Source organism: Bradyrhizobium sp. CCBAU 53351, assembly GCF_015291745.1.
In the GTDB taxonomy this organism is placed as follows: Bacteria; Pseudomonadota; Alphaproteobacteria; order Rhizobiales; family Xanthobacteraceae; genus Bradyrhizobium.
Genome location: NZ_CP030059.1, coordinates 3,536,149 through 3,562,332, shown reverse-complemented (window position 1 = coordinate 3,562,332; position 26,184 = coordinate 3,536,149). Strand labels below are relative to the sequence as shown.

The window sequence follows — 26,184 nt, the reverse complement described above, 5'->3', positions numbered from 1 at the left end:
TCGGCGCACCCTCGCTCAGTCCTCGCGTACAGAGTGTTCCATCATGGTCAAAGCGCCCGCCCTCCTCCTGTTGTCGCTGGCGCTCGCCGGATGTGCCGTGGGTCCTCAAGCGCGCCTGGCGCCCGATCCTGCCTTCAAGCCTGCGCGTTATGCCTGGGACGGCGCCGGCGAGGATCCCAATCGGCCGCATGCAGTCTCGCAACCAACCCGCGCCGCGGCTCGATCCGAGCGCAACGGGTCGCAGGCCGAGCTTCAGCCGCCTTCGAAGGAATGGTGGCAGGCGCAGGACGGCAGCGAGGCCGAGCAGGATGCAAGGGTCAACCGCTCCCTGGTCATCTGCCAGGGCTGCTTGCGCCCACAGCGGCAGCCCGAAGATTCCAGGCTCGCCAAAGCGGCCGACTGAATCGAACTGCAGTTACAATGGAAACCCATCGACCTGATCGCGCGTTACGACTTCGCGCACGAGGACTGGCGATCCCCAAGATGCTGACGGCCTCGCCGCAGAGCCGAGCGGAGACGACATGAGCGCAATCATCGACAACAAGGCCGATCACCGCTTCGAGCTCGAGGTCGAAGGCCACCTTGCGACTGAGCACTACAAGCGCGACGGCAATGTGATCACCTTCGAGCACACCGACGTGCCGAAGGAGCTCGGCGGCAAGGGTGTCGGCTCGAAGCTGGTGCAAGGCGCGCTCGACCAGGTCCGCACGGCCGGATTGAAGGTGATCCCGCAATGTCCGTTCGTGAAGGCGTGGATCGAGAAGCACGCGGACTATCAGGATCTCGTGGCGAGATAGGGACACGGGCCCGCCGCCTGCGGCCAGCGGGCCCGCCGACATCTACGGCTATTGTCCGTGCTTGAGCATGTCTTGGTCAGTCAGGTCCCAGTCCTGCCACAGTTGCAGTACGCCGAGCAGCACGAGCACGGCGCCGAGGCCCGTGTGATAGACGCGGAGAAAGCCGTCGCCGGAATAGCCCATGGCGTAGGGCGAGGCGATGAGCCACAGTCCGATCAGGATCGTCGTCACCTCCTGCCAGCGCTGGAGGGCAACGTATTCGAGCTGGCTGATGCCAAAGACGACCAGACCGATTGCCACCGTGTTCAGGATCACCGTCTGATGTCCTGCAATCGCCGGATCCTGCACGGGAAACCATGGCGAGGCCACGATCACCGCGCCCAGCAGCATCCCGCACCAGTCTTCCCACGTTCGATGAGTATTCAAAAAACCAAAGTCCGACATCGTACCCTCCTATGACAGAGGCACACGTCGGCGGCTGGCGATCACGACTTCCGAATGTCTCGCGACCCTGCCGGCCGCATTCGGACGTATGTCCTGCAAAAGACGTGGGAACCGCGGGCGGCTGCGCAAGAGCAGGATGACGGATTATTTCGACGGCCGCGCGCTGCACGCGGGTCATAACTTTCCTACCGCACCGCGGCTATAGCGCTCCGAGCTTCCGCAGCGAGTCCTGCGCGCTCGCCAGGCCGGGCTTCAACTCCAGCGCCTTCCGAAAATCGACGATCGCGCCCTGCTTGTCGCCAAGCCGCAAACGGGCCTGCCCGCGATTATTCCACGAGAACGCGTCCGTGGGATCGTATTGCAACGCCTTGTCGTAGTCGGAAACACCGCCCTTGTTGTCGCCCTGGAAGAGGCGGATCATGCCACGATTGCGCCAGCCGCGCGCGTCGGTCGGCGCGAGGCGGATGGCCTCGCCATAGTCCGCAGCGGCACGGTCGAGCTGCTCGGTGTCCCGGTAGACGTTGCCGCGGTCGATATAGGCGAGCAGATCGGGCGCAAGCTTGATCCGCATCGTATAGTCGGCGAGCGCATGTGCGGTGTCGTGCTTGCGGTAATAGACGAGACCGCGATTGCCATAGGCCATGGCGGAATTCGGGTTGCGCTTGATCGCCGCATCGAAATCGGTCAGGGCGCCGTCGAGGTCGCCCTTGTTGAAGCGGGACTCGCCACGATTGTTGTAGGCTAGCGCCAACGAAGGATCGAGCTTGATGGCTTGGTCGTAATCGGCAATGGCGCGGTCGTAGTCGCGCTTGAACGAATAGACGCGGCCGCGATTGTTGTGGGGGCAGGCATAATCCGGAGCGAGCCTGATCGCTTCGTCGAGATCGGACAGCGCGGCGTCGAGCTCGCGCTTCTCGGTAAGACCATGGCCGCGGTTGCAATAGGCCCCGGCGAGCCTGCGGCCGCTCTCACTCTTGGTGTCGATCACGGTGGAGCAGGCCTTGACCCGCTGGTCCGGCGTGCTGGTCAGCCCCACGCAGGCATCCCAGGCCGGGCCGCCTTCGGCCGCAGCCGGCGCCGTCACGGTGAGCGTGGCAAGCACGACCATGAGACTGAACCGGACACGCATTTTACGGATATCTCCCCTGCGACAACCATCCTTGGTCGCTCCTTGGCAAGGGCCGGTTCAGACGCCTAGATCAGGGAAAAGCAGCACGTCGGAAGGATCTTGCATGGCCGCATCGGTACGGGACAACAAGGACAGGGGCCGCTTCGAGCTCGATGTCGGCAACGACATCGCCTTCGCCAATTACCGGCTGACCCCGACGGCGGTCATCATCACCCATACCGAGACGCCGCGGGCGTTGCGCGGCCGCGGCATCGCCTCCGAGCTGGTCAAGGGCGCGCTGGATCTGATCCGGCGCGACGGCAGGAAGGTGATCGCCGGCTGCGGCTTCGTCGTCGACTATCTCGACAGGCATCCGGAGGACGCGGATCTCGTCGCCTGAAAGCAAAAGGGCCCGCGAGATCGCGGGCCCTTCCGGCACGACCGGAGTTCGGTCAGTGCTTGATCTCGGGCGGCAGCTTGCCGCCATTGGCGGCGAGCTTGGACATCACCTGCTTGTGCAGCCAGACGTTCATGCTGGCGGAGTCGTTCATGTCGCCGGTATAGCCGAGCTCCTTGGCGAGGTCCTTGCGCGCGGCGAGGCTGGAATCGATGTCGAGCGCCTTCATCAGGTCGACGATCGAGGTCCGCCATTCGAGCTTCTCGCCCTTGTGCGCGGCCACCGCCTTGTCGACGATCGCGGCAACGTCGACCGCTGCCATGGGCGCGGCAGCCGGCGCCGACGCCTCCGGCGCGGCTCCGGCCGGTGAAGCTGCGCCACCGGCGGGCGCGGCGGATGCCGGCTGGCCACCGAAGATCGCGCTCATGATTTTACCGAAAATGCTCATATCTGCTCCCCGAAAAGGATCCGTTGGAAGGGCCTTGAGTGGTACTTATAGACCAAGTCACTGCGTTGCGCCCGCGAAGTTCTGCGAACCGACACGCAGCATCAGCTTATCTGCGGCGAAATGACGACCGAATGACGCCGCCGAAAGTTGCGCTGCGGAATCGAATTTCACCCAAGCGTGAGGGACAGGACTCGGAAATGGGCGTACGCTTTGCGTTCAGCTCGCGATGCCTTCCGGAATTCGCGTCTGGTCGGACTCGCGAAACTCAAGAATGGCGGCCGCTCGCGCCGTTTGCCGGCGTGGATTCGGCCGCTCGGCAAGGGAGCTAGCGACCATGGCCACACTCTACCAGGGCAATGTCCCCACGATGGGCCGGACCGGAGATGCGGCCGGACCGGTGATCCGAACCATCCAACTCTCCGATCTGCACGATGCGCTCCGACGCGGCTGGGACGATTTCAAGGCCGTTCCGAGCCACGCCATCATCCTCTGCGTGATCTATCCGGTGCTCGGCCTCGTGCTCGCCCGCGTGGTGATGGGCTATTCGGTGCTGCCGCTGCTGTTTCCGCTGGCCGCCGGCTTCGCGTTGATTGGCCCCTTCGCGGCGCTGGGTCTCTACGAGCTGTCCAGCCGGCGCGAGCGCTATGAAGAAGCCAGTGCCTGGGATGCCATGGAGGTGCTTCGCTCGCCTTCGTTCGGGGCGATGCTTGGCCTCGGCACGCTGCTGCTCGCTCTGTTCGTGACCTGGGTTGCAACTGCGCAGGCGATCTACGTCGCGGCGTTCGGTTATGAGGGCGCAAGCGGCATCTCGGACTTCATGACCCGCGTGCTGACGACGCAGCAAGGCTGGTGGCTGATCGTGGTCGGCTGCGGCGTCGGCTTCCTGTTCGCGCTCGCCGCGCTCTGCCTCAGTGCCGTGTCGTTCCCGCTGATGCTGGACCGCCATGCCGGCGCGTTCGAGGCGATGAGCACCTCACTGCGCGTCGTCGCAAGGAACCCGGTGCCGATGGCAGCCTGGGGCCTGATCGTCGCGGTGCTGCTCGCGCTCGGCACCATCCCGGCCTTCCTCGGCCTTGCCGTGGTGATCCCCCTGCTCGGCCATGCCACCTGGCATCTCTATCGCAAGGTGATCGTCTCGGAGCCCGGTGCACGCCCTGTGCCGCCCCCGCCGCCTCGTCCGCGCAAGCCTGCGGCCGACTTCCCGGCCAACCTCTTCCCCTGGCGAAACAGGACGGACGCCTGACGATATCGTGACATGCGATCCTGCCCGGCCTCGGGCAGGATCGCGCCCTGTCCCACGCCTTGCTTTGGCCGCGGTTCCGACCGAGATTGCGCGCCGCCGGCCAGATCGCTTCACGGAATTCATTGACTCGAATGACCTCGACGATTTCTCGTCTCGCTCTCGCAGCCTTCGCCCTCTCCGCATCCATCCTCTCCGCCCAGCCGGCGCGCGCCGCCGTCGCCTGCGGTTCGGGTAATTTCGATGCCTGGCTTGCGGAGTTCAAAACCGACGCTGCGGCCAAGGGCATCTCACAACAGGCCATCGCATCGGGTCTCGCCGGCGTGACGCTGGATCAGAGCGTGCTGAACCGCGACCGCTCGCAAAAGGTCTTCAGCCAGACCTTCGAGGAGTTTTCCGGTCGCATGGTGCCGCCGCGCCTCGAGCGTGGCTCCAACAGGATGAAGCAGTACGGCTCGGTGCTGTCGCGCATCGAGCAGACTTACGGCGTTCCCGGCGAGGTCCTGGTCGCGATCTGGGGCCTGGAAACGGATTTCGGCGTCAACACCGGCAAGTTCGCCACGATCCGCTCGCTGGCAACGCTGGCCTATGACTGCCGGCGCGCCGAGCAGTTCCGCGCCGAGCTGATGGATGCGCTGCGCATCGTCCAGCGCGGCGATCTCGCGCCAGCCGAGATGAAGGGCGCCTGGGCCGGCGAACTCGGCCAGACCCAGTTCATGCCGTCGTCCTGGATGAAATACGCCGTCGATTTCGACGGCAACGGCAAGCGCGACCTCTTGCACAACGCGCCCGACGTGCTCGCCTCCACCGCCAATTATCTCGCCGGCTATGGCTGGCAGAAGGGCAAGGATTGGCAGCCGGGCAGCCCGAATTTCGAGGTGCTCAAGCAGTGGAACAAGAGCGAGGTCTATTCCAAGACCGTCGCCTATTTCGCCACGCAGCTCGCACGCGCGCCTTAAGCGCATCGGCCTGAACGCCCCGCAGACACCCCGCGCGCCATCCCTCTACGCGCTGGCTCGCCAAGGGCCCGTGCGCGTCATCTCACGAAAATCGAATTTTCACGCGTCGATCGATCCCTTAAACTGAACTAATATTCATTCATAGACAATTTTACCTATGCGAATCACGCGGGCAAGAGTTGGGTCCAGTCGCTGTTTTGTACGCTTCCGCTCGGCCCCGTGCAGCATATTTCCGCGATGATCCAGATCAAAAGATCCCCCCCTAAGTCCGTGATGTTACGGGTATTTGTAGCCGATTCCGCACGACTATGGCTAGGTTTTGAGCGGGAGCGCCTTCCGGTTAATCGTCCGTTACCTTCGTCATGCGCTGCTCGCTTAGCTGCATCGCAACATCGGAACTTCCGCACTGCAATACTCTCTTCTATATTCATTTCAACGACGAGGCCGACTAAGGGCTGAATCGAACTACAGGAGACTACCTATGCTGCTCTCGCTCATCCGCATGATCCAGGCCTTCCGGGACTATCAGCGCAATGTTGCCGAGCTGTCCCAGCTCAGCGATCGCGAACTGGCCGATATCGGCCTTGATCGCTCGGACATCCCGCGCGTTGCCGCCGGTCAGTATCAGGGCTGATATCCGCTCAGCCCCTCACCGGAACGGACCGATAGCGCCCGCCTCGTGCGGGCGTTGTCGTATCTGGTGGCAGAAAACTCGATCTCGGCGATTCCACTCTCCGCCGAAAAGCGCTACCTGTCCGCCCCATGACAGCCCCCCTATCCAACCCCGTGCACGTGATCGGCGCCGGTCTCGCCGGCTCTGAAGCCGCCTGGCAGGTGGCGAAAGCCGGCGTGCCCGTGGTGCTGCACGAGATGCGGCCGGACCGCATGACCGAAGCGCATCGCACCGACGGGCTCGCCGAGCTCGTCTGCTCCAATTCGTTCCGCTCGGACGACGCCGCCAACAACGCTGTCGGCCTCCTGCATGCGGAGATGCGCCGGCTTGGTTCGCTGATCATGCGCGCGGCCGATGCCAACCAGGTGCCCGCCGGCGGGGCGCTGGCGGTCGACCGCGACGGCTTCTCCGCCGCCGTCACCAAGGCCCTCAACGACCATCCCCTGATCGAGATCGCCCGCGGCGAGGTTTCAGGGTTGCCGCCGGCCGATTGGAGCAACGTGATCGTTGCCACCGGACCCCTTACCTCCGCGCCGCTGGCCGAGGCCATCCGCGCGCTGACCGACGAGAACGCGCTCGCCTTCTTCGATGCGATCGCGCCGATCGTCCACCGCGAATCCATCGACATGTCGATCGCCTGGTTCCAGTCGCGCTACGACAAGGTCGGCCCTGGCGGCACCGGCGCCGACTACATCAATTGCCCCATGACCAAGGAGCGGTATGACGGCTTCGTCGCCGCGCTGATCGCGGGCGAGAAGACCGAGTTCAAGGAATGGGAGACCAACACGCCCTATTTCGACGGCTGCCTGCCGATCGAAGTGATGGCGGAGCGCGGTCCCGAGACGCTGCGTCACGGCCCGATGAAGCCGGTCGGTCTCACCAACCCGCATGATCCCACTACCAAGGCCTATGCCATCGTGCAGCTGCGCCAGGACAACAAGCTCGGCACGCTCTACAACATCGTCGGCTTCCAGACCAAGCTGAAGTACGGCGAGCAGCAGCGCATCTTCCGCACCATTCCGGGGCTGGAGAACGCCGAATTCGCCCGCCTCGGCGGCCTGCATCGCAACACCTTCCTGAACTCGCCAAAGCTGCTCGACAGTCAGTTGCGCCTGCGCGCCCAGCCGCGGCTGCGCTTTGCCGGCCAGATGACGGGCTGCGAGGGCTATGTGGAATCCGCCAGCGTCGGCCTGATCGCCGGTCTCTATGCGGCCGCGGATGCGCGCGGCGAGACGCTGGTCAGTCCGCCAGGCACCACCGCGCTCGGATCGCTGCTCGGCCACATCACCGGCGGCCATATCGAGACCATCGAACCGGGCACGCGCTCGTTCCAACCGATGAACATCAATTTCGGCCTGTTCCCGCCGCTCGCGACCATGCCGACCAAAAAGCCCGACGGCACGCGCCTGCGCGGCAACGAGAAGACGGTGGCCAAGAAGCAGGCGATGAGCGCGCGGGCGCTCGCCGATCTCGATCGCTGGATCGCCGATCACCTGCGCATCGCCGCCGCCGCGTGAGTCCAAGATGAGCCTCCCCAAAGACGACGCCGCGGCGCTCTCGGCGCGCTGGACCGAGGGCGTGCTGCTCAAGCGCGACGTGTTCTCGACCGTCGAGCGCGGCCGCTTCCGCGGCGACGGCGGCGAGGTCGACGCTGTGCTGCGCCGGCTCGACGAAGTGCCGTGGTGGTCATTCCTTCTGGCGCGTCATCTGTTCGCGCGCGAAAAGCACGCTCTGGCGCGCGCCAAGGGCCTCGATATCGGCCCCGAGCTGCTCTGGGCGGGACAGCGGGCGCTGGTGCGCGGCTTCGTCGACGGCGCCGCATTGCATCTGGCAAAGCCGCACGGCGACCTCGCCTATTTCCGTTCCGCCAAGGCGGCACTGCGCCGGCTGCGCCGTGCCGGGATCTGCCACAACGATCTTGCCAAGGAGCAGAACTGGCTGGTCGGCCGTGATGGCCGCGCCTATGTGACCGACTTCCAGCTCGCGGCCTGCTTTGACCGACGCGGCCGGCTCTATCGCATCCTCGCCTATGAAGATCTTCGGCATCTGCTCAAGCACAAGCGCTCCTATGCGCCCGAGGCGCTGACCCCGCGCGAGCGAAAGATTCTCGCGAAGAAGTCCTTTGCCGCGAGCCTGTGGCTCGCCACCGGCAAGAAGGTCTATCGCGCCATCACGCGCGGCCTGTTCAACTTCACCGACCGCGAAGGCGGCGGCCGCCGGCTGGTCAATGATGCGCCGGTGCTGACGGCGTTGATCCGCAAGAATCCGGCCGTGCGCGATACCGCCATCGTCGCGTTTGCCGACCGCCGCTCCGGCGTCGGGCTCTATGCCTTCGTCGAGGCGGACCAGGCCACGCTCGAAGGCCAGTTGCGAAACGAGCTGACGGCCGCGAAGGGGCCGAAGCCGCCGGAGCACATTCAGGTCGTGCACGCGCTGCCGCGCGACACCAGCGGCAAGCCGCGCACCGAGATCCTGCAACTGGTTGCCATGAACCAGCTCGACCTGATCGAGCCGTTGATGAAGAACGACCAGGACCGCGCCTTCCTCAAGGACATCCTGGAACAGCGGAAAAACCTGCGCGACCGCTTCAACTTCGAAGCGGATCTGCCGGCAAGCTAGCGCCTTGAAGCGTCCACATTGACGATAGAGAAGCGGTCGGATCATTCGGGCGTGGCGGGATCATGGGCATTCGGGGGACGATGATGCGTCGTGGGGTTGGCGGAATGATCGCCGGCCTTCTGCTGCTGGCGGGCACGCCCGCGATGGCCGAGTCTCCGGCCGAGTTGATCTCCAGCTTCCGACTCAAGCACGGCGAAGTCCGCGTCGTCCGCGACGCCACCCTGGACCGCATCGCCATGGACCAGGCGAAGGCGATGGCGGGGAAGGACGATCTCAGCCATGACGCCCTCGGACCGTTCAACCGCCGCGTCGCGCCGGCCGGTGCGGGCCGCGCCGCCGAGAACATCGCCTACGGCTACGACAATTTCGAGAAGACGCTCGGACAGTGGATCGACTCGTCCGGCCATCGCAAGAACCTGCTGCTGCACAACGCCTCCCGCGTCGGCATCGCCAGCGCCAGGAACGCCAGCGGCAAGCGCACTTATTGGGCGATGGTGATCGCCGGCGATTACGAGCCGAAGGGCAAGGGTAAGAAGAAAGACAAAGAGCCCGTCGTTGCCGTGAAACGCGAGGTCGCGCCCGCGAGCAAACCCAAATCCGCGTCCAAGCCCAAATCGAGCAGCTGCCACGTCAAGCTGCTCGGCCTCTGCATTTGAGACGAGCCGCCGCGCGGCATGCGCTGTTGCGTGCGCCTCTCCTGCCAGCCAATATGGCTGCGCCGCTGTCCCGATCATCCCGAGGCAACCAATGGCCAAGAAATACACAGCTCAATGCGCCTGTGGCGCCATCAAGTTCGAGTTCGACACCAACCCGAGCTTCATCGCCAATTGCCATTGCAACGACTGCAAGCGCGCCTCGGGCGGCGAGATGGCGACGTTCTTCGCAGTGCCGGAGGACGACTTCACGATCCTCAGCGGCAAGCCGAAGGCCTTTCACTACATAGCGAACTCCGGCAAGGGCCTGGACCGCAATTTCTGCCCCGAATGCGGCGCTCGGATATTCACGTCGAACCTCGACAGTTTCCCCAAGACGGTCTTCGTGCAATTGGGAAGCCTGGACCGGCCCGACCTGGTCGCACCGAAGCTCGAGATGTTCACCAAGCGCCGTCTGGCCTGGAACACGCCTCTCAACCTGCCGCAGTTCGAAGAGATGCCGCATTGACGCGGCGAGGCGGAGATCCTGACGTGATTGACCTCGACCGAATTCGTGCCGACACGCCAGCCACCAGCCGGCTCGCCTATCTTCACAACGCGGGCGCTGGCCTGATGCCGACGCCGGTTGTCGCGGCGATGAAGGGACACATCGATCTCGAAAGCGAGATCGGAGGCTATGCCGCCGCCGATCGCGAGGCCGAACGGCTCGACGCGGTCTACGGCTCGGTGGCGCGCCTGCTCAATGCCGCGCCGGACGAGATCGCGCTGGTGGAGAACGCCACCGTTGCCTGGCAGATGGCGTTCTATTCACTTCCGTTTCGCAAGGGCGACCGCATCCTGACCGCCGAGGCGGAATACGCCGCCAACTATGTCGCCTTCCTCCAGGTCGCCAAGCGCACCGGCGCGGTCATCGACGTAGTGCCGAGCGATACCAGCGGCGAGCTCGACATCGGCGCGCTCGAACGGATGATCGACGATCGGGTGACGCTGATTGCGATCACCTGGGTTCCGACCAATGGCGGGCTGGTCAATCCGGCGGCGGCGATCGGCAAGATCGCGCGGGCGCACGGCGTTCCCTACCTGCTCGACGCCTGCCAGGCGGTCGGCCAGATGGAGGTCGACGTGGAAGCCATCGGCTGTGACATGCTATCGGCCACGGGACGCAAATTCCTGCGCGGCCCGCGCGGCACGGGCTTTCTCTACATTCGCCGCGCGCTGCTGCAACGGCTGGAGCCGCCGATGATCGACCACTTTGCGGCGCCATGGGTCTCGCGAGACGCCTATCAACTACGGGACGATGCCCGCCGTTTCGAGACCTGGGAGAACAACTACGCGGCCCGGCTTGGACTTGGCGCGGCCGTCGACTACGCCCTCGATATCGGTATCGCCCCGATCGAGCAGCGCTGCCGCCTGCTTGCCGGCCGTCTTCGCAGCGGCCTCGCCGCCCTTCCCGGCGTCACCATCCGCGACCTCGGACGCACGCCGGGCGCCATCGTCAGCTTCACGATGGACGGGCACGAGGCAGACGCGATTGTCGCCAGTGCGGCCACGGCCGGCATCACGATCGGCGCTTCAGATCCGGCGAGCACGCGCATCGATGCCGAACTTCGCGCGTTGCCGCATGTGGTGCGGGCCTCACCGCATTATTACAACACGGAATCCGAGGTCGACCGGCTGATCGCGCATCTGGCGGGTTTGGCGTCCCGGTAGCGGCGCGCTCACGTGCAGCGCGCGCTCAGTCCGGATGCGCTGAGCCTGGCCATGACCTCGTCGAGATGGGCGGCATCGCGGGTCTCGATGACGAGCTGCAGCAGCGTCGCCTTGGCCGGCAGGTCGGAGAACGTCCGCTGGTGCGAGACCTCGATGATGTTGGCGCCGGCTTCGGCCAGCAGCGCGGCCACGGCGGCCAGCTGCCCGGGCCTGTCAGGGATATCGAGCGAGAGCTGGGTCAGCCGGCCCTCCCGCGCGAGCTCGCGCGTCAGGACGGATGCGATCAGCCGCGTATCGATATTGCCGCCGCTCAGGACGAGACCGACCTTCTGGCCGGCAAAGCGGGTGGGATCGGACATCAGCGCGGCGAGGCCGGCGGCGCCGGCGCCCTCGACCACGGTCTTCTCGATCGAGATCAGCGTCGCCACCGCGCGCTCGAGCTCGGCTTCGTTGACGAGCGCGATGTCGTCGACGAGACGGCGTACGATCTCGGTGGTGATCTTGCCGGGCGATTTCACCGCGATGCCTTCGGCGAGCGTATCGCCGCGCGCCGGCAGATTGCCGTCATGGATGGCGTTGTACATCGAGGGATAGAGCCAGGCCTCGACGCCGAGGATTCGCAGCGACGGCTTGATCGATTTCGCGGCGATGGCGATGCCGCTGATCAGCCCGCCGCCGCCGATCGGGACAACCAGCGTATCGAGCTCCGGCACCGCTCTCATCATTTCCAGCCCGACGGTGCCCTGCCCCGCGATCACCAGCGGATCGTCGTAGGGGTGGACGAAGACCATGCTTCTAGCTTCGCCGTGGCTACGCGCGAACGCGGCCGCCTCCTCCAGCGTCGCGCCGGTGACGACCACCTCCGCGCCGTGGTGCCTCGTGTTTTCGACCTTCACCATGGGCGTGCCGACCGGCATGACGATGGTGGCGGGAATGCCGAGCCGCTTGGCGTGATAGGCGACGCCCTGCGCATGGTTGCCGGCGGACATCGCGATGACGCCGCGCGCGCGCTCCTCGGCCGTCAGTGCAGTGAGGCGGTTGAGCGCACCGCGCTCCTTGAACGACGAGGTGAACTGAAGGTTCTCGAATTTGAGCCAGATCTCGCAGCCGCAGATGCTGCTCAGCGTGCGGCTGTAGCTGCAGGGCGTCTCGACGACGGCGCCGCGGATGGTGTCGGCGGCGGCATGAACGTCGCTCGGGGCAACCGGAAAACCGCTCCGGTCAGGCGATGTGGTTTGGGACAACTCAGCCATGGGACAGCATAGAGCATCCCGTGGTTCGCGGCGATAAGCCAGCCGCTATTTGGTAAATTCCCGGGAACGTGAAGCCCGCCACAATGTCCAGAGCGTACGGAGCCGCGAGGCCGGCTGCACCGCGAACGGATTGCGGCCGGGCTGCGACAGGCGCCTGAGATCGGCCCCGACCTGGCTCAGCGGCAGAAATGCAGGACGCACCGCGGCCGGCACGTCGGTTAGCAGCGACAAGGCGGTTGTCAGATGCCGCTGCGCTTCGCCCGCGAGTTGCTCCAGCACGGCCCGCAAGGCCGGCGTCTCCTTGCCGGCGAACACGTCTTCCATCTGGCAGTCATGGCTCGCCAGCACCTGCTGCGGCAGGAACAGCTGCCGGCGCGAGGCATCGCGCGGCAGGTTCGCGATGATTTGCACGATGCCCTGCGCCAGACCGGCATGACGCGCGAGATGTTCGACGACTTCGGACGGGGGCGTCAGAATCTGCGCCGCCAGACCAAACAACGCCGATGAGGTCGCAGCCAGATAGCCCTCCAGCGCCGTCAGCGTCGGCATCGGGTCGTTGTAGAGGTCGAACTGGTGCTCGTCGACGAGCAGCGACAGCGGCTCGACCGGCAGGTTGAAATCACGGATCGCACGCAGCAACTCCGCTGCCACCGGGTTGCCCTCGGCGCTGCCGTGGACCATGCCCGAGAACAGATCGGTCCACCATTGAAAGCGGATCTCGCCGGGCAAGGGCTGGCTGACCTGGTCGCGGACGCGGACGATCTCGACATTGAAGGCGTAGAGCGCGAGCAGCGCGCGGCGCTGGGCGGCGGGCGCGAACAGCGTCGCGGCATAGCGCGGGAAATCATGGCTGCGCACGAGATCAGCGCAGAAAGTGACGGAATCGGGTGACGGCGCGGTGCTGCTCATGTGCTGTTCATGGCACCGCGATCAGCGCAGCCGCGACCCGCCGCCGTTCGCCGATCATGATGTTGTAGGTGCGCACGGCAGGCCCGGTCTGCATCGTGTCCAGCACCACCCTCTGCGCCTTGAGCGCCTGGCGCAGCTCCGGCGGCGGCAGCCAGAGCCCGGTGCCGGTGCCGATCAGGAGCGTGTCGATGCCGTTGGCGGCCGCGAACACCCGGTCCAGCGAATAGCGGTCGATCCTCGCGGGGTCCGTCACGTCCCAGGCCCAGATCGCGTCGGGCAGGCACAGCAGCGAGCCCCGGTGCGACATGCCGGCAAAGGCGAAGCCGCCCTTGCCGTAGGCCTCGATCGGCGCCGAGCGCGGGAAATGCGGTGCGTTGGGATCGCCGGCCATGTGCTTCGTCCGAATGAGCCTATTGCCCTCGCCAACTCGTGCGGGGACATGCGGTTCGGATCACGCCTTGCTTTTCTTCGCCGGCGGAGCCTCGTCCTTCGCATCCTCGCGATGCTCACCGACGCCGAGATAGATCAGGATCGGGGCAGCGATGAAGATCGAGGTGTAGGTACCGACCAGCACCACGCCGAACATCATCACCGCGGTGAAGCTGTGGATGGCGTGCCCGCCAAACAACAGCAGCGCCAGCAGCGCCAGCGTCACCGTGAAGTGGGTGATGATCGAACGCGACAGCGTCGAGTTGATGGATTCGTTGAGCAGCTGCGGCATCGGCATCTTCTTGTAGCGACGCAGCATTTCACGGATACGGTCGTAGATGACGACGGTGTCGTTGAGCGAATAGCCCAGAATGGTCAGAAGCGCGGCGATGCTGGTCAGGTCGAAATCGACCTGGCTGATCGACATGAAGCCGATCGTCAGCACGATGTCGTGCACGTTGGCGATCATGGCGCCCAGCGCGAACTGCCATTCGAACCGGAACCAGAGATAGACCAGGATCGCGATGATCGCGAGCATCAGGCCGAGCATGCCGTAGGCCAAGAGCTCTCCGGCGACGCGCGGACCGAGCACCTCGACGCGGCGGTATTCGATGGAATCGCCGAGGGCGGTGCGCACCTTCTGCACGGCATCCTGCTGCGCCTTGTCGCCGCCGGGCTGTTCGGCGACGCGGATCAAGACGTTCTCGGGGCCGCCAAACTGCTGAAGCTGGATTTCGCCAAGGCGCAAGCTGTCCAGCGTCGTGCGCATCGCCGCGATGTCGGCGGCGCCGGACTTGGCCCTCACCTCCAGCAGCGTGCCGCCCTTGAAGTCGATGCCGAGGTTCAGCCCGTGGGTGAAGAACAGCGTAATCGCGATGATCGAGAGCGCCGCCGAGATCGGGAAGCTGATGCGGCGGAAGCGCGTGAAATCGAAATGCGTGTCGTCAGGGACGATACGCAGCGACGGCAGCACGCCGAGCGCGGCGACCACGGTGAGGACGGCAATCAGGATGCCAAGCCCGATGAGAACGTAGTGTGTCACGGTCTTAGCTCCTAGATCGGCACGCTCTGCGGCCGCTTCCACCTCACCCAGCCGGCGACGATGAGCCGGGTCATGGTGAAGGCGGTGAACACCGTGGTGATGATGCCGATGCCCAGCGTCACCGCGAAGCCGCGCACCGGGCCGGTGCCGATGTAGAACAGCACCGCGGCGGCAATGAAGGTCGTGATGTTGGAATCGAGGATGGTCGCCAGCGCCCGCTTGAAGCCGGCGTCGATCGCCGAAATCGCGTTGCGGCCGCCGCGCAGCTCCTCACGAATACGCTCGTAGATCAGCACGTTGGAGTCCACCGCGATGCCGACCGTGAGCACGATGCCGGCGATGCCGGGCAGCGTCAGCGTGGCGTTGAGCAGCGACAGCAGGCCGAAGATCATGGCGACGTTGATGGCCACCGCGATGTTGGCGAACACGCCGAACAGCCGGTAGGTCAGCAGCATGAAGACGACGACGAGAATCGAGCCGACGTAAGCCGCCAGCTCGCCCTTCTCGATCGAGTCCTGGCCGAGGCCCGGACCGACGGTGCGCTCCTCGACCACCGTGAGCGGGGCCGGCAGCGCGCCGGCGCGCATCAGGATCGCGAGATCGTTGGCGGACTGGACCGTGAAGCTGCCCGAGATCTGCCCCTGACCGCCGGTGATCGGCTCGTTGATCCGGGGCGCCGAGATCACCTTGTTGTCGAGCACGATCGCGAAGGGCAGCCCGACATTCTCTTGCGTGGCCTGCGAGAATTTGCGCGCGCCCGAGGTATTGAACTTGAAGCTGACGACCGGCTCGCTCGTACGCTGGTCGAAGGTCGCCTGGGCGTCGATCAAGTCGCCGCCGGCGACCAGGACCTGCTTCTTGACCACATAGGGCGTCGGTGGCGGCGACGCGCTCATCAGCAGCTCGGATTCCGGCGGCAACCTGCCCGCTTGCGCCTGGTCCGGCGACACGGTCGTGTCGACCATGCGGAATTCCATCTTCGCTGTCTCGCCGAGCAGCTTCTTCAGGCGGGTCGGATCCTGCAGGCCGGGGACCTGCACCAGGATGCGGTCATTGCCCTGGCGCTGGATCACGGGCTCGACGGTGCCGAGCTCGTTGACGCGGCGTTCGACGATCTGGATCGACTGCTCGATGGTCTTGCGCAGACGATCGAGCATTGCGGCCTGCGGGACGGTCAGACGGATCACCCCGCCGCCGGCATCGCTGACCTCGAGGTCGCGTTGGCCGCTGGATCCCATCAGGCCGCCCAGCGGCTGAGACAATTCGCGCAACTTGGCGAGCGCAGCCTGGACGTCGGTTTCCTTGGTGATGCGAACCTCGGCCGCGTCGTTGCGCACGACCACGCCGCCAGTGAAGCCGATCTTGGCATCACGCAGCGCCCGTCGAACGTCGTCGCGGACCTGATCGAGCCGCTCCTTCTTCACGTAGTTGGAATCGACCTCGAGCAGCAGATAGGAGCCGCCCTGGAGGTCGAGGCCGAGCACGAGGCGCCGCTGCGCCCAGGCCGGCCAGGTCTTGACCTGGGCCTCGGGGAAGAAGTTCGGGATCGCGCAGAGGCACACGATCAGCGCCGTCAGGATAATCCCGAGCGCCCTCCACCGCGTGAAATACAACATCGACTGGACCTGTCAGATCAGGAGACTTGAGATACTCGCGGAAGCGCTCACTTCGACGAAGCGTCGTCCTTGGCGGCTTCTTTGCTATCCTTGGATTCCTTCGCCGGCTCGCCCTTGGCGCGCACCCCGGAGATCATCTGGCGCATCTGGCGCACCCGCACGCCGTCGGAAATCTCGAACTCGATCTGGTCGTCGTCGACGACCTTGGTGACCTTGCCGACGAGGCCGCCCGAGGTCACGACGGTGTCGCCGCGGCGGATGTTCTTCACGAGGTCGGCGTGGTCGCGGACCTTCTTCTGCTGCGGACGCAGAATCAGGAAGTACATGATCACGAAGATCAGGGCGAACGGCAGCAGCGACATCAACATGCTGTTGGTGTCACCGGCGCCCGCGGCCTGGGCATACGCAGGGGTAATCAGCATTCGGACGATCCTCGTGAGAACGGGGGAAAGCCGGTCAGGCCCTCAAAGGCGACCGGCTCGGTCAAATTCGCGCGGACTATAGCGGCCATTGCCCCAATTGCAACGCTGCCAGACCGGCGATTTGGCCACCTTGCGGCGGCCCCTCAGGCCCGATAAGGCTGCGTTCTCAGGAACTTCGGACATGCCCCAAAAACCAACCAAAAGCCCGGCCGGCAAAGGCCCCCGTACCCCTGCCCGCAAGCCCGCCCGCGTCGCGGCAAAACGCCCCAAGGGGACTCCCGAGGGGGCCGTGAAGGCAGCCCCGGACCTCTCCCAGGAGCGCATCGTCCGCGCGCTGGAGACCATTGCGGCGCACCTCGCAGCCCAGGCCAAGCCGGCCGCCGCGCGTGAGTCGTTCGAACGCGCGGACGCCTATGTCTGGCACCCAGACGGCCGCCTTGCGGCCGTACCGCGGGTCAGCCGCGTCGAGCTGTTCCTGCTCAAGGGCATCGACCGGATGCGCGACATCCTGATGGAGAACACCGAGCGTTTCGCAGGTGGCCTGCCCGCCAACAACGCCCTGCTCTGGGGCGCACGCGGCATGGGCAAATCGTCGCTGGTGAAGGCCGCACATGCCAGCATCAACGCCGACCGCAAGGCCGCCAACAGGCTGAAGCTGATCGAGATCCACCGCGAGGACATCGAGACGCTGCCGATGCTGATGGAGAAGCTCCGCGACGCCAGCTTCCGCTTCATCGTGTTCATCGACGACCTCTCCTTCGACGGCAACGACGCGTCCTACAAATCGCTCAAGGCCGTGCTCGAAGGCGGCATCGAGGGCCGGCCCGAGAACGTCATCCTCTACGCCACCTCGAACCGCCGCCATCTGCTGGCGCGCGACATGATCGAGAACGAGCGCTCGACCGCGATCAATCCCGGCGAAGCCGTCGAGGAGAAGGTGTCGCTGTCCGATCGCTTCGGCCTCTGGCTCGGCTTCCACCGCTGCAGCCAGGACGAATACCTCGCCATGGTGCGGGGCTATTGCAGCCATTTCGGCGTTGAGGCCGGCGACGAGGCGCTGGAGCGCGAGGCACTGGAATGGTCGACCACCCGCGGCTCCCGCTCGGGCCGCGTCGCCTGGCAGTTCGTGCAGGAACTGGCGGGCCGGCTAGGTGTCAAACTGAAGACGAACTAGCGGAAGCCGTCGACCCAAAACGAGATCGCCCGCTTTCGCGGGCGATTATTGACGAGCGACAATTTGGCGGCGCCTCACGCCCCGTTCAGGAATTGAAGCGGGTCAACCGGGCTCGATCCCTTGCGGATCTCGAAGTGGAGCTGCGGCGACGCCACCTCTCCGGATTGACCCGACTTGGCAATGACCTGACCGCGCTTGATGGTATCGCCGCGCTTCACCATCAGCTCACTCGCATGGGCATATGCGGTGACGTAGCCGTTGGAGTGCCGAACCAGGACCAGATTGCCGTAACCTTTCAGCTCGTTGCCGGAATAGGCAACGACGCCATCTTCGGCCGCCTTGACGGGCGTCCCCTCGGGCACCGCGAGATTGATGCCGTCATTGGACTTGCCGTTGGTCTTGGCGCCGTAGCTCGTGACCACCTTGCCGCGCACCGGCCAGCGGAAGGTCGGCAGCGCGCTGGTGGTCTCCGCAGCCTTCGCCGGGGCCTCGGCGGGCTTCTCTTCGATCGTGGTGGTGGCCTGGGCGAGGCGTGCGCTCTGCACGGGTGCGCCGGCTGCGGCCATCTTCGTGACGGGCGCGGAAGCGGCAGCAACGGGCTGCAGCGTGCCAGCCACCGGAGCATGTGCGACCGGAGCTGCGGCAACCGGCGCCGCGACGGCAGCGGTCTTTGCGCCCGGCACATTCAGCTTGGTGCCGAGCTTGAGCTTGGCCGATGGATCGAGACCGTTGGCGCGGGCAAGCTCGGCCGACGAGATATGGTTCTTGCGGGCAATGCTGGCGAGCGTGTCACCATGATTGACGAAGTGGGTGCTCGACGGCGCCGCCATGGCGGCAACCGGCTTCGCAGCAGGCGCCATCGCGGGAGCTGCCGCGACCGGGGCCATCGCCGGCGCAGCGGCTGTGGCCGGATGCGGAATGATCAGCTGCTGGCCAGGCGAAAGCGCGCGCGGACCCTTGTAGCCGTTGGCGGCAAGGATCGCCTGCGGCGTGACGTGATAGCGCTTGGCGAGCACGTCGAGCGTGTCGCTGGTCCCGACGATGATCTTGGTCCCGCCGGTCGGCTGAGCGGCCGCAACAGAGCGCGGCGGCACGGTGGCCGTGGTCTCCAGATGCGGCTGCGCCGGGGGCGCGTAGGAGCTGACACCGCGCCCGCCTCCGGACACCCCTCCACCTGCGGCAACGGGATAGGATTGCGGCGCGGACACCGCCGGCGGCGGCAAGGGCTGCGACTGATAATAGCCGGACTGGGTCTGCGGCCGCGCATATTGCGGCAGCTCACGAGGCTGCGGCGGCGGCGCATGCTGCACCGAGCCGGTCTGGTCCGACGCGAAGGGATTGGAGAAGTTCGACTGGGACAGCCGCGACGACATGTCGGCGCTGCACCCTGCGAAGCTGAAGGAAATCAGCGCCAGCACCGCGACCTGCGGCACGCGGCGCGAGTAAAGCAACTCGGCGACAGCGGACATGGTTACTCACTCGTACGCAACAGAACTGGTGTTTTAAGTAAACACGCGCCGAGTAAATAACGGCTTAACCCTCCCAATAAGATGTTGGCGGCACAGCCGATCCGGAATTCTACAGCTCCCGCGCCACCCCGGGGAGCGCCGGCACGAAGCGGACCTCGACGAGTTCCTTGCGCTCGATGCCGGCTGCGCCGCGGGTCAGGCGCACCAGGGTCTGCACGCCCTGATGCGGGCCGACCGGCGCGATCAGGATGCCGCCAACCTCCAGCCGCTCGACCAGATTCTCCGGAATCTGCTCCATCGCAGCAGTGACAATGATGCGATCGAACGGGCCGATATTGGGCGGCAGGTTGAGACCGTCCCCAAGCATCACCTCGACATTGTGGCAGCCGAGCTTTTCGAGCCTGGCGCGTGCCGTGTCCGCAAGCTTGCGATAGCGCTCGACCGTCAGGACCTGGCCGGCGAGCCGCGACAGCACGGCCGCCTGATAGCCGGAACCCGCCCCGATCTCGAGCACGCGGTGCTGCTTCTGGAGCTGCAGCTGCTCGGTCATGTAGGCCACGACGAAGGGCTGGCTGATGGTCTGCCCACAGGCGATCGGCAGCGCACTGTCGCGGTAAGCGACCTCGCGATCAGCCTCGTCGACGAATTGCTCGCGCGGCACCGCCTCCATGGTTCGCAGCACCGCCTGGTCGCTGATGCCCCGACGCCTCAGCGTGAGCTGAAACATCATCTTTTCCGGCGGGTGCTGATAGGAGGTCATTGCCTGCTTATGCTGTCTAGGCGAGCCCGTTGGACATCAAGCCCCGGGCCCCAGAATCGTGTTCCTGCTCAAGGAACTCATGATAGCCTTCGAGCGAAGCATTTGACCACAAATAGGCTTGCCACGGACGAGCTGCGATGACCATTTTCAGGCCCCCATTGATCGAAACGCGCATTGCGTCAATTCGTGTTATCTGCGAACGTTTTTGGCAATGGGCAAGGACTCAACCATGACCGCGACAGGGCTTTCCGGCCGCTCTGTATTCCTCGTCGAGGACGAGGTGATGATCAGGATGATGGTCGCGGACATGCTCGAGGAGCTCGGCTACAAGGTCGCAGCCGAGGCCGGCGACATCAACGAGGCGATGCGGCTTGCCCAGGTGACCGAATTCGACATCGCCATTCTCGACGTCAACGTCAACGGCAAGGTCATCTCGCCGGTCGCCGACGTGATCAAGGCCAAGGGCTGCCCGTTCATCTTCGCCACCGGCTACGGCTCCTCCGGCCTGCCCGAGCAGTACCGCGACCGGCCGGCGCTGCAGAAGCCGTTTCAGCTCGACGCGCTTGGCAAGACCATCGAAGCCGCGCTCCGCGGCGCTAGGGAAATTCCGTAACCCGGATGGCCGTTATTTCAGCGTCGCGCTGAGCTCTTCCGAAAACGCCTCGTTGGTGCGGTCGAGCCTGAGCGGCGTGACCGAGACATAGCGCTCGCGAAGCGCGGCGAGATCGGTACCGTCTGCCGGCGTGTCCATCATCGCGGCGCGCTCGAAGCCTATCCAGAAATAGGGATTGCCGCGCCCGTCCTTGCGCTCGTCGATCCGCAGGAATCCGAGATTGCGCTTGCCCTGGCGCGTGACGCGGATGCCGAGCACATCCTCCGGCGCGCAGGACGGGAAGTTGACGTTGATGACGGTATCCTTCGGGATGCCCGCGGCAATCACCTTGCGCAGGATGTCGGGCCCGAACTTGCGCGCGGTGTCCCACGGCGGCCGTTCGCGGGTCTCGACGCTGAACTCCTGCGACAGGGCGAACGACGGCAGGCCAAGGATCGTACCCTCCAACGCGCCGGCGATGGTGCCGGAATAGACCACGTCCTCGGCGACGTTGCGGCCCTTGTTGACCCCGGACAGCACGATGTCGGGCAGCTTGGGCCCCAAGATATGGCGCGCGCCCATGATGACGCAGTCGGTCGGCGTGCCGCGCACGGCAAAATGCCGGGGCCCGACCTCGCGCAAGCGCAGCGGATCGTTCAGCGACAGCGAGTGCGACACGCCGGACTGGTCGAGCTCGGGCGCCACCACCCAGACGTCGTCGGACAATGCTCGCGCGATCTCCTCCACGACCTTGAGGCCGGGAGCGTGGATGCCGTCGTCATTGGTGCAGAGGATGCGCATGCGAAGGGTCGATTCCAGAACAGCGGGGTCTGAGCCGTCTTATCCGGCTGGGGCCGATCAGGCAAACCGGGCGATTGCGGTCCGGCGGCAGGTTCCCTGCCCTGTCAGCGGCGGATGCGCCATTGCGGCAGGAAGCGCGCGAGCCGGCCCTCCGCGCGCAGCTGCATCGCCGGGACGGCCGGACTGACGACGGGGGCCTCGATCACGCCGAGCGCCTCCAATTGCGCAACCAGCGAATTTACCTCCGGCGCCTGCGGAAAGCGTTCACGCGCCATCGTCAGCGCCTTGTCGAAATCAGCGGCATTCACGCCGGGCTTGGCCCGCCGGCTCTGCACGAGACGGTCGTCCCAGAGCCGCGCGATGTCGATATCGAGTACGCCGCGCAGGCGCTGATCGACGGCCTGAATGCCGGCACCGGTCACCGCCCATTGTCTGCCGACCCAGAAGATGTCGCGGTGCAAGGCCATGAACGGTGGGTTCGCGTTGCGGGGCCGGCAGGATATCCGGCCGCCCGATCTTCGCAACGCGATTCTTGGCTGACGCGTTTTCCTGACGCGAGCCGGTATCCACTTCGCTCGAAAACGCTTCAGTCGCGCCCGATCACCTTCAGCCCGCCCATGTAAGGCTGCAGTACGTCGGGGACCGCGATCGATCCGTCCTCCTGCTGATAGGTCTCCATCACCGCGATCAGCGCGCGGCCGAGCGCCGTGCCCGAGCCGTTCAGCGTGTGCACGAAGCGCGGCTTGCCGTCGGGGCCGCGCGAGCGCGCGTCCATGCGGCGCGCCTGGAAGTCGCCGCACACCGAGCAGCTCGAGATCTCGCGGAACGCCCCGCCCTCGCCCTGGCCCGGCATCCAGACCTCGATGTCATAGGTTTTTTGCGACGAGAATCCCATATCCCCTGCGCAAAGCGTCATCACGCGATAATGCAGGCCGAGCCTCTGCAGCACCTGCTCGGCGCAGGACAGCATCCGCTCCAGCTCGTCCTTGCTCGCTTCCGGCGTCGTGATCGAGACCAGCTCGACCTTGGTGAACTGATGCTGGCGGATCATGCCGCGGGTATCGCGCCCAGCAGCCCCGGCCTCCGCGCGGAAGCACGGCGTCAGCGCGGTCAGCCGCATCGGAAGCTGCTTCTCGTCGAGGATGGATTCTCGCGCGAGGTTGGTGAGCGACACTTCAGCGGTCGGGATGAGGCCGAGGCGCTCATTCCTCAGCCGCTCCTGGTCCGGCGCAACGAGAAGCTCGCCCTTGATCGCCCAGAACTGGTCGTCCTCGAATTTCGGCAATTGCCCTGTGCCGAACATGATCTCGTTGCGCACCAGCAGCGGCGGATTGATCTCGGTATAGCCGTGCTCGTCGACGTGCAGGTTCAGCATGAACTGGCCGAGCGCACGCTCGAGACGCGCCAGCGCCTTCTTCAGCACGACGAAGCGCGCGCCGGAGAGTTTTGCCGCCGCCTCGAAATCCATATAGCCCAGCGCCGTGCCGAGATCGTCATGCAGCTTCGGCACGAAGCTATAGTTGCGCTTGTTGCCGAACACATGGCGCTGCACGTTGCCGTGCTCGTCGACGCCGTCGGGCACCTCGTCGAACGGAATGTTCGGGATCGCGGACAGCTCTCTGCTCAGCTCCTCGTCGGCGGCTTTCGCTGCGGCTTCGAGCTGCGGCATCGTGGTCTTGAGCTCGGCGACCTCGGCCATCAGCTTGGCCGCGCGCGCTTCGTCCTTCGCTTTCTTGGCGTCGCCGATTTCCTTGGAGGCCGCATTGCGCCGCGCCTGCGCCTGCTCGGACGCCAGGATCGCCGCACGCCGCGTCTCGTCGATCGCGAGCAGCGAGGCCGACAGCGGCTTCAGACCCCGCCGGGCGAGGCCGGCGTCGAAGGCTTTCGGATTGTCGCGGATCGATTTGATGTCGTGCATGGCTGTCTTCCCGTCATGGCCGGGTTTATCCCGGCCATCCACGTCTCTGCCGCCTTAGATCAAGTCGTGGATGCCCGGGTCAAGCCCGGGCATGACGAATCAAGGGCTGAGCGGCGCGATGATAGAGCGAAAAGGGCCCTACTCCGCCGGATTGGCCGGCGTCGATACGTCGGTGCCGGACTGCGCAGCAGCGGCCGCCTTCTTCTCCACCATGGCTACCGCGATGATCGAGCCCTCATAGAGCGCCATCAGCGGAATCGCGAGCGAGCACTGGCTGATCACGTCGGGTGGCGTTAGCACGGCCGCGATGACGAAGGCGATGACGATGAAATAGCGCCGCTTCTCGCGCAGCATCTTCGAGGTGACGATGCCGATCCGCCCGAGCAGCGTCAGGATCACCGGAAGCTGGAAGGCAATCCCGAAGGCGAAGATCAGCGACATCATCAGCGACAGATATTCGCCGACCTTCGGCAATAGCTCGATCTTTGCGGTCTCGTCGCTGCCGAGCTGCTGCATGCCCAGCGAGAAGCGCGCCAGCATCGGGAACACGACGAAATAGACCAGCGCCGCGCCCAGCACGAAGAAGAACGGCGTCGCGACCAGGTAGGGCAGGAAAGCCTGCTTCTCGTGCTTGTAGAGCCCGGGCGCCACGAACATGTAGATCTGTCCCGCCACGAGCGGGAACGAGATGAAGGCCGCGCCGAACATCGCCAGCTTCAGCTGGGTGATGAAATATTCCAGGAACGCGGTGTAAATGAGCTTGGCGTTCGCGGGATCGCCGACGGCCAGGACATAGGGCCAGACCAGCACGTTGAAGATCTGCTTGGCGAAGAAGAAGCAGAAGATGAATGCGATGCCGAAGCCGAGCAGCGCCTTGATCAGCCGCGAGCGCAGCTCGATCAGATGGTCCATCAGCGGGGCTTTGCTGGCCTCGATATCGGCGTCGGTCATGACGCTTTGGCGTCCTTGATCGCTTCGGATGGCGCGGTGTCTTGAGCGACAGTGTCCTGCGCAACCTTGGCCTGCTCGACCTCACGGGTGATGGCCAGCGGCTCGTTGGCCGCCGCATGCGCCTCGGCTTCCATGAAGGTCGCGGGCGTCGGGGCCTCCGGGGTGGTGGGCGTCGTCGGCGGTTCAACCGCCGTCGTCGTGGTCGTCTCCGCCGGCTTGTCCAGCGCATCGACGCGGAGCGCGTCGCTGACGTCCTTCTGCAGCGAAGTCAGCGGATTGAAGCCGGTGGCGGCTTCCTTGACCTCGTCAAAACTCTTCTTGAGGTCGGCCATCTCGGCCTCGCGCATCGCTTCCTGGAACTGGCCCTGGAATTCGGCGGCCATCTTGCGCGCCTTGCCCATCCACTGCCCGACCATGCGCAGCACGCCCGGCAGCTCTTTCGGGCCGATGGCGATCAGGGCCACGACCCCGATGAGGACCAGTTCACTCCACCCGATGTCGAACATGAAGTCTTCCGTTCACGCCAAGCCGCAACTCACGCGACGCCGCAACCGGCCCAATCCCTTGCGCGCAGGACCGGGGCGGCTAGCCGCCTCTCGCGTGCTTCTTTCGGCTCAGACGGCCTTGCTGCCGACGTCGGACCGCGCCGCGGTCGGTGCACCATTGTGCTCGATCGACTTGGCCGGCTCCGGCTTTTCGGCGGGCTTGTCGTCGTCCTGCATGCCCTTCTTGAACGCCTTGATGCCCTGCGCCACGTCGCCCATCAGATCCGAAATCTTGCCGCGGCCGAACAGCAGCAGGACCACTGCGATCACCAGGATCCAGTGCCAAATGCTCAGTGAACCCATCCTGCAACCCTCCAAACGCGAATGGCCGGGGACCCGGCCGATCTTCACCGAAACCTAGGCTTGGCAGGCCTCAAAAACAAGGACCAAGGCAGCGCCAATTCGCTGTGGGCGCTACGCAATCTTGCTAATGTTAACTGTCGCAGGGGCTCTCGGCGGACGGTACGTCAGTCCTCGCTGCCGCCTTCGTTGCCGCCCTCGCCGCGATCCTCATGGCCGCCTTCAGGGGCCGCTTCCGCAGTCTCGGGCTCGACCGCAGGCGCCAGCGCCAGATCGAGGTCCTCGCCGGGTTCCAGCGGATCCTCGTCTTCGCGCAGTTGCGGGTCATCGGACGGCGTCGGCACGCTGAATCCGGTCGGCAGGCGCGAATCCAACAGGCCGGTGCCTTTCAGCTCCTCGAGGCCCGGCAGATCGCCGAGCTGTTCCAGGGTGAATTGCGACAGGAAGTCCTCGGTGGTTCCGAAGGTTAGCGGGCGGCCCGGCGTCTTGCGCCGGCCACGCGGCTTGATCCAGCCCGTCTCCAAGAGCACGTCGAGCGTACCCTTCGAGGTGACCACGCCGCGGATCTCCTCGATCTCGGCGCGCGTCACCGGCTGGTGATAGGCAATGATCGCCAGCACCTCGATCGCCGCGCGCGACAGGCGACGGGTCTCGGTGCTCTCCCGCGTCATCAGCCAGGCGAGATCGCCGGCGGTGCGGAAGGTCCATTTGTTGGCGACGCGGACGAGATTCACCCCGCGCAAGGAATAGTCGGCCTGGAGCTGCTCGAGCGCCGCCTTGACGTCGACGCCCTCGGGCATGCGCTTGGCCAGCGTTGCCGTATCCAGCGGTTCACTCGACGCGAACAGCAGCGCTTCCAGCAGCCGCAATTCCTCGGGACGTGCCTGGGATTCGTTCTCCATCGGCTCGGCCTCTTCTACCCGCACTTCAGCCAGGCTTGCCATGGCAGATTCTC

At 65.4% G+C, this 26,184-nt stretch carries 31 protein-coding genes; 13 read left to right on the top strand and 18 right to left on the bottom strand.

Annotation, left to right across the window (positions count from 1 at the left end):
- Window positions 1-43: 43 nt before the first annotated feature.
- Window positions 44-403, top strand: a complete 360-nt coding sequence (locus XH83_RS16675; RefSeq protein WP_194408006.1) for a hypothetical protein — start codon at window positions 44-46, stop codon at window positions 401-403.
- Between the two features lie 118 nt (window positions 404-521).
- Window positions 522-797, top strand: coding sequence for a GNAT family N-acetyltransferase (locus tag XH83_RS16670; RefSeq protein WP_194408005.1), 276 nt, complete (start codon window positions 522-524; stop codon window positions 795-797).
- A gap of 48 nt (window positions 798-845) precedes the next feature.
- Here XH83_RS16670 and XH83_RS16665 read toward each other — a convergent pair whose 3' ends face one another.
- Both XH83_RS16665 and XH83_RS16660 read right to left on the bottom strand, forming a co-directional pair.
- Complete coding sequence (locus tag XH83_RS16665; RefSeq protein ID WP_194408004.1) at window positions 846-1,241, bottom strand: SPW repeat protein; 396 nt, start codon at window positions 1,239-1,241, stop codon at window positions 846-848.
- A 199-nt stretch (window positions 1,242-1,440) separates the two neighbouring features.
- Window positions 1,441-2,370 (bottom strand): tetratricopeptide repeat protein, encoded by a 930-nt coding sequence (locus tag XH83_RS16660; protein ID WP_194408003.1) that lies wholly within the window; start codon window positions 2,368-2,370, stop codon window positions 1,441-1,443.
- A gap of 103 nt (window positions 2,371-2,473) precedes the next feature.
- On the opposite strand from XH83_RS16660, the gene XH83_RS16655 reads away from it, so the two are divergent.
- The gene (locus XH83_RS16655; protein WP_194408002.1) at window positions 2,474-2,749 is read left to right on the top strand and encodes a GNAT family N-acetyltransferase; all 276 of its coding nucleotides are present in this window, start codon (window positions 2,474-2,476) and stop codon (window positions 2,747-2,749) included.
- Between the two features lie 52 nt (window positions 2,750-2,801).
- Here XH83_RS16655 and XH83_RS16650 read toward each other — a convergent pair whose 3' ends face one another.
- Entirely contained in the window at window positions 2,802-3,194 is a 393-nt protein-coding gene (locus XH83_RS16650) for a DUF3597 domain-containing protein (RefSeq protein WP_194408001.1), read from the bottom strand.
- A gap of 334 nt (window positions 3,195-3,528) precedes the next feature.
- On the opposite strand from XH83_RS16650, the gene XH83_RS16645 reads away from it, so the two are divergent.
- The 8 genes from XH83_RS16645 (at window position 3,529) to XH83_RS16610 (ending at window position 11,048) form a co-directional block, all read left to right on the top strand.
- On the top strand, window positions 3,529-4,437 hold the full coding sequence (locus XH83_RS16645) for a DUF2189 domain-containing protein (protein ID WP_194408000.1): 909 nt from the start codon (window positions 3,529-3,531) through the stop codon (window positions 4,435-4,437).
- 131 nt (window positions 4,438-4,568) lie between these two features.
- Entirely contained in the window at window positions 4,569-5,393 is an 825-nt protein-coding gene (locus XH83_RS16640; RefSeq protein ID WP_194407999.1) for a lytic transglycosylase domain-containing protein, read from the top strand.
- Between the two features lie 481 nt (window positions 5,394-5,874).
- Window positions 5,875-6,027 carry a DUF1127 domain-containing protein gene (locus XH83_RS16635; RefSeq protein WP_007590701.1) on the top strand — a complete coding sequence of 51 codons (153 nt, stop codon included), beginning with the start codon at window positions 5,875-5,877 and terminating at the stop codon, window positions 6,025-6,027.
- Between the two features lie 128 nt (window positions 6,028-6,155).
- On the top strand, window positions 6,156-7,583 hold the full coding sequence (gene trmFO / locus XH83_RS16630; protein ID WP_194407998.1) for a methylenetetrahydrofolate--tRNA-(uracil(54)-C(5))-methyltransferase (FADH(2)-oxidizing) TrmFO: 1,428 nt from the start codon (window positions 6,156-6,158) through the stop codon (window positions 7,581-7,583).
- Window positions 7,584-7,590: 7 nt separating this feature from the next.
- Window positions 7,591-8,685: a serine/threonine protein kinase gene (locus tag XH83_RS16625; RefSeq protein WP_194407997.1), complete on the top strand. Its 1,095-nt coding sequence runs from the start codon at window positions 7,591-7,593 to the stop codon at window positions 8,683-8,685.
- 83 nt (window positions 8,686-8,768) lie between these two features.
- Window positions 8,769-9,341, top strand: a complete 573-nt coding sequence (locus XH83_RS16620; protein ID WP_194407996.1) for a CAP domain-containing protein — start codon at window positions 8,769-8,771, stop codon at window positions 9,339-9,341.
- 91 nt (window positions 9,342-9,432) lie between these two features.
- Window positions 9,433-9,846 carry a GFA family protein gene (locus tag XH83_RS16615; protein WP_194407995.1) on the top strand — a complete coding sequence of 138 codons (414 nt, stop codon included), beginning with the start codon at window positions 9,433-9,435 and terminating at the stop codon, window positions 9,844-9,846.
- 23 nt (window positions 9,847-9,869) lie between these two features.
- Window positions 9,870-11,048 carry an aminotransferase class V-fold PLP-dependent enzyme gene (locus tag XH83_RS16610; RefSeq protein ID WP_194407994.1) on the top strand — a complete coding sequence of 393 codons (1,179 nt, stop codon included), beginning with the start codon at window positions 9,870-9,872 and terminating at the stop codon, window positions 11,046-11,048.
- Between the two features lie 8 nt (window positions 11,049-11,056).
- Here XH83_RS16610 and XH83_RS16605 read toward each other — a convergent pair whose 3' ends face one another.
- From XH83_RS16605 to yajC, 6 genes are read right to left on the bottom strand one after another with little or no spacing between them, the layout of a single operon-like run.
- Window positions 11,057-12,301 (bottom strand): threonine ammonia-lyase, encoded by a 1,245-nt coding sequence (locus XH83_RS16605; RefSeq protein ID WP_194407993.1) that lies wholly within the window; start codon window positions 12,299-12,301, stop codon window positions 11,057-11,059.
- Between the two features lie 45 nt (window positions 12,302-12,346).
- Complete coding sequence (locus XH83_RS16600; protein ID WP_194407992.1) at window positions 12,347-13,210, bottom strand: phytoene/squalene synthase family protein; 864 nt, start codon at window positions 13,208-13,210, stop codon at window positions 12,347-12,349.
- Window positions 13,211-13,217: 7 nt separating this feature from the next.
- Window positions 13,218-13,601, bottom strand: coding sequence for an Mth938-like domain-containing protein (locus XH83_RS16595; RefSeq protein WP_194407991.1), 384 nt, complete (start codon window positions 13,599-13,601; stop codon window positions 13,218-13,220).
- Between the two features lie 60 nt (window positions 13,602-13,661).
- Complete coding sequence (gene secF / locus XH83_RS16590; RefSeq protein WP_194407990.1) at window positions 13,662-14,681, bottom strand: protein translocase subunit SecF; 1,020 nt, start codon at window positions 14,679-14,681, stop codon at window positions 13,662-13,664.
- A gap of 11 nt (window positions 14,682-14,692) precedes the next feature.
- Window positions 14,693-16,297, bottom strand: coding sequence for a protein translocase subunit SecD (gene secD, locus XH83_RS16585; protein ID WP_194407989.1), 1,605 nt, complete (start codon window positions 16,295-16,297; stop codon window positions 14,693-14,695).
- Between the two features lie 47 nt (window positions 16,298-16,344).
- The gene (yajC, locus tag XH83_RS16580) at window positions 16,345-16,719 is read right to left on the bottom strand and encodes a preprotein translocase subunit YajC (RefSeq protein WP_194407988.1); all 375 of its coding nucleotides are present in this window, start codon (window positions 16,717-16,719) and stop codon (window positions 16,345-16,347) included.
- A 181-nt stretch (window positions 16,720-16,900) separates the two neighbouring features.
- Between yajC and XH83_RS16575 the strand changes: the two genes are divergently transcribed.
- Complete coding sequence (locus tag XH83_RS16575) at window positions 16,901-17,893, top strand: ATP-binding protein (RefSeq protein ID WP_194407987.1); 993 nt, start codon at window positions 16,901-16,903, stop codon at window positions 17,891-17,893.
- A gap of 74 nt (window positions 17,894-17,967) precedes the next feature.
- Here the strand turns inward: XH83_RS16575 and XH83_RS16570 are convergent, their stop codons facing one another.
- Together XH83_RS16570 and XH83_RS16565 are read right to left on the bottom strand one after the other, a co-directional pair.
- A complete protein-coding gene (locus XH83_RS16570) occupies window positions 17,968-19,362 on the bottom strand; it encodes a LysM peptidoglycan-binding domain-containing M23 family metallopeptidase (protein WP_194407986.1) in 1,395 nt (464 codons plus the stop codon).
- Between the two features lie 109 nt (window positions 19,363-19,471).
- Window positions 19,472-20,122 carry a protein-L-isoaspartate(D-aspartate) O-methyltransferase gene (locus tag XH83_RS16565; protein ID WP_194407985.1) on the bottom strand — a complete coding sequence of 217 codons (651 nt, stop codon included), beginning with the start codon at window positions 20,120-20,122 and terminating at the stop codon, window positions 19,472-19,474.
- Window positions 20,123-20,351: 229 nt separating this feature from the next.
- On the opposite strand from XH83_RS16565, the gene XH83_RS16560 reads away from it, so the two are divergent.
- Entirely contained in the window at window positions 20,352-20,735 is a 384-nt protein-coding gene (locus XH83_RS16560) for a response regulator (protein WP_194407984.1), read from the top strand.
- A gap of 12 nt (window positions 20,736-20,747) precedes the next feature.
- Here XH83_RS16560 and surE read toward each other — a convergent pair whose 3' ends face one another.
- The 7 genes from surE to scpB form a co-directional block, all read right to left on the bottom strand.
- The gene (surE, locus tag XH83_RS16555; RefSeq protein WP_194407983.1) at window positions 20,748-21,515 is read right to left on the bottom strand and encodes a 5'/3'-nucleotidase SurE; all 768 of its coding nucleotides are present in this window, start codon (window positions 21,513-21,515) and stop codon (window positions 20,748-20,750) included.
- A gap of 104 nt (window positions 21,516-21,619) precedes the next feature.
- Entirely contained in the window at window positions 21,620-21,982 is a 363-nt protein-coding gene (locus XH83_RS16550; protein ID WP_194407982.1) for a hypothetical protein, read from the bottom strand.
- Between the two features lie 119 nt (window positions 21,983-22,101).
- Complete coding sequence (serS, locus tag XH83_RS16545; protein ID WP_194407981.1) at window positions 22,102-23,433, bottom strand: serine--tRNA ligase; 1,332 nt, start codon at window positions 23,431-23,433, stop codon at window positions 22,102-22,104.
- Between the two features lie 138 nt (window positions 23,434-23,571).
- Window positions 23,572-24,384 carry a twin-arginine translocase subunit TatC gene (tatC, locus tag XH83_RS16540; protein ID WP_194407980.1) on the bottom strand — a complete coding sequence of 271 codons (813 nt, stop codon included), beginning with the start codon at window positions 24,382-24,384 and terminating at the stop codon, window positions 23,572-23,574.
- Window positions 24,381-24,890 (bottom strand): Sec-independent protein translocase protein TatB, encoded by a 510-nt coding sequence (gene tatB, locus XH83_RS16535; protein WP_194407979.1) that lies wholly within the window; start codon window positions 24,888-24,890, stop codon window positions 24,381-24,383. The genes tatC and tatB overlap by 4 nt, the downstream gene beginning before the upstream one ends.
- A 108-nt stretch (window positions 24,891-24,998) precedes the next feature.
- On the bottom strand, window positions 24,999-25,232 hold the full coding sequence (locus tag XH83_RS16530) for a twin-arginine translocase TatA/TatE family subunit (protein WP_018317874.1): 234 nt from the start codon (window positions 25,230-25,232) through the stop codon (window positions 24,999-25,001).
- A 164-nt stretch (window positions 25,233-25,396) separates the two neighbouring features.
- On the bottom strand, window positions 25,397-26,173 hold the full coding sequence (gene scpB, locus XH83_RS16525; RefSeq protein WP_194407978.1) for an SMC-Scp complex subunit ScpB: 777 nt from the start codon (window positions 26,171-26,173) through the stop codon (window positions 25,397-25,399).
- Window positions 26,174-26,184 lie beyond the last annotated feature (11 nt).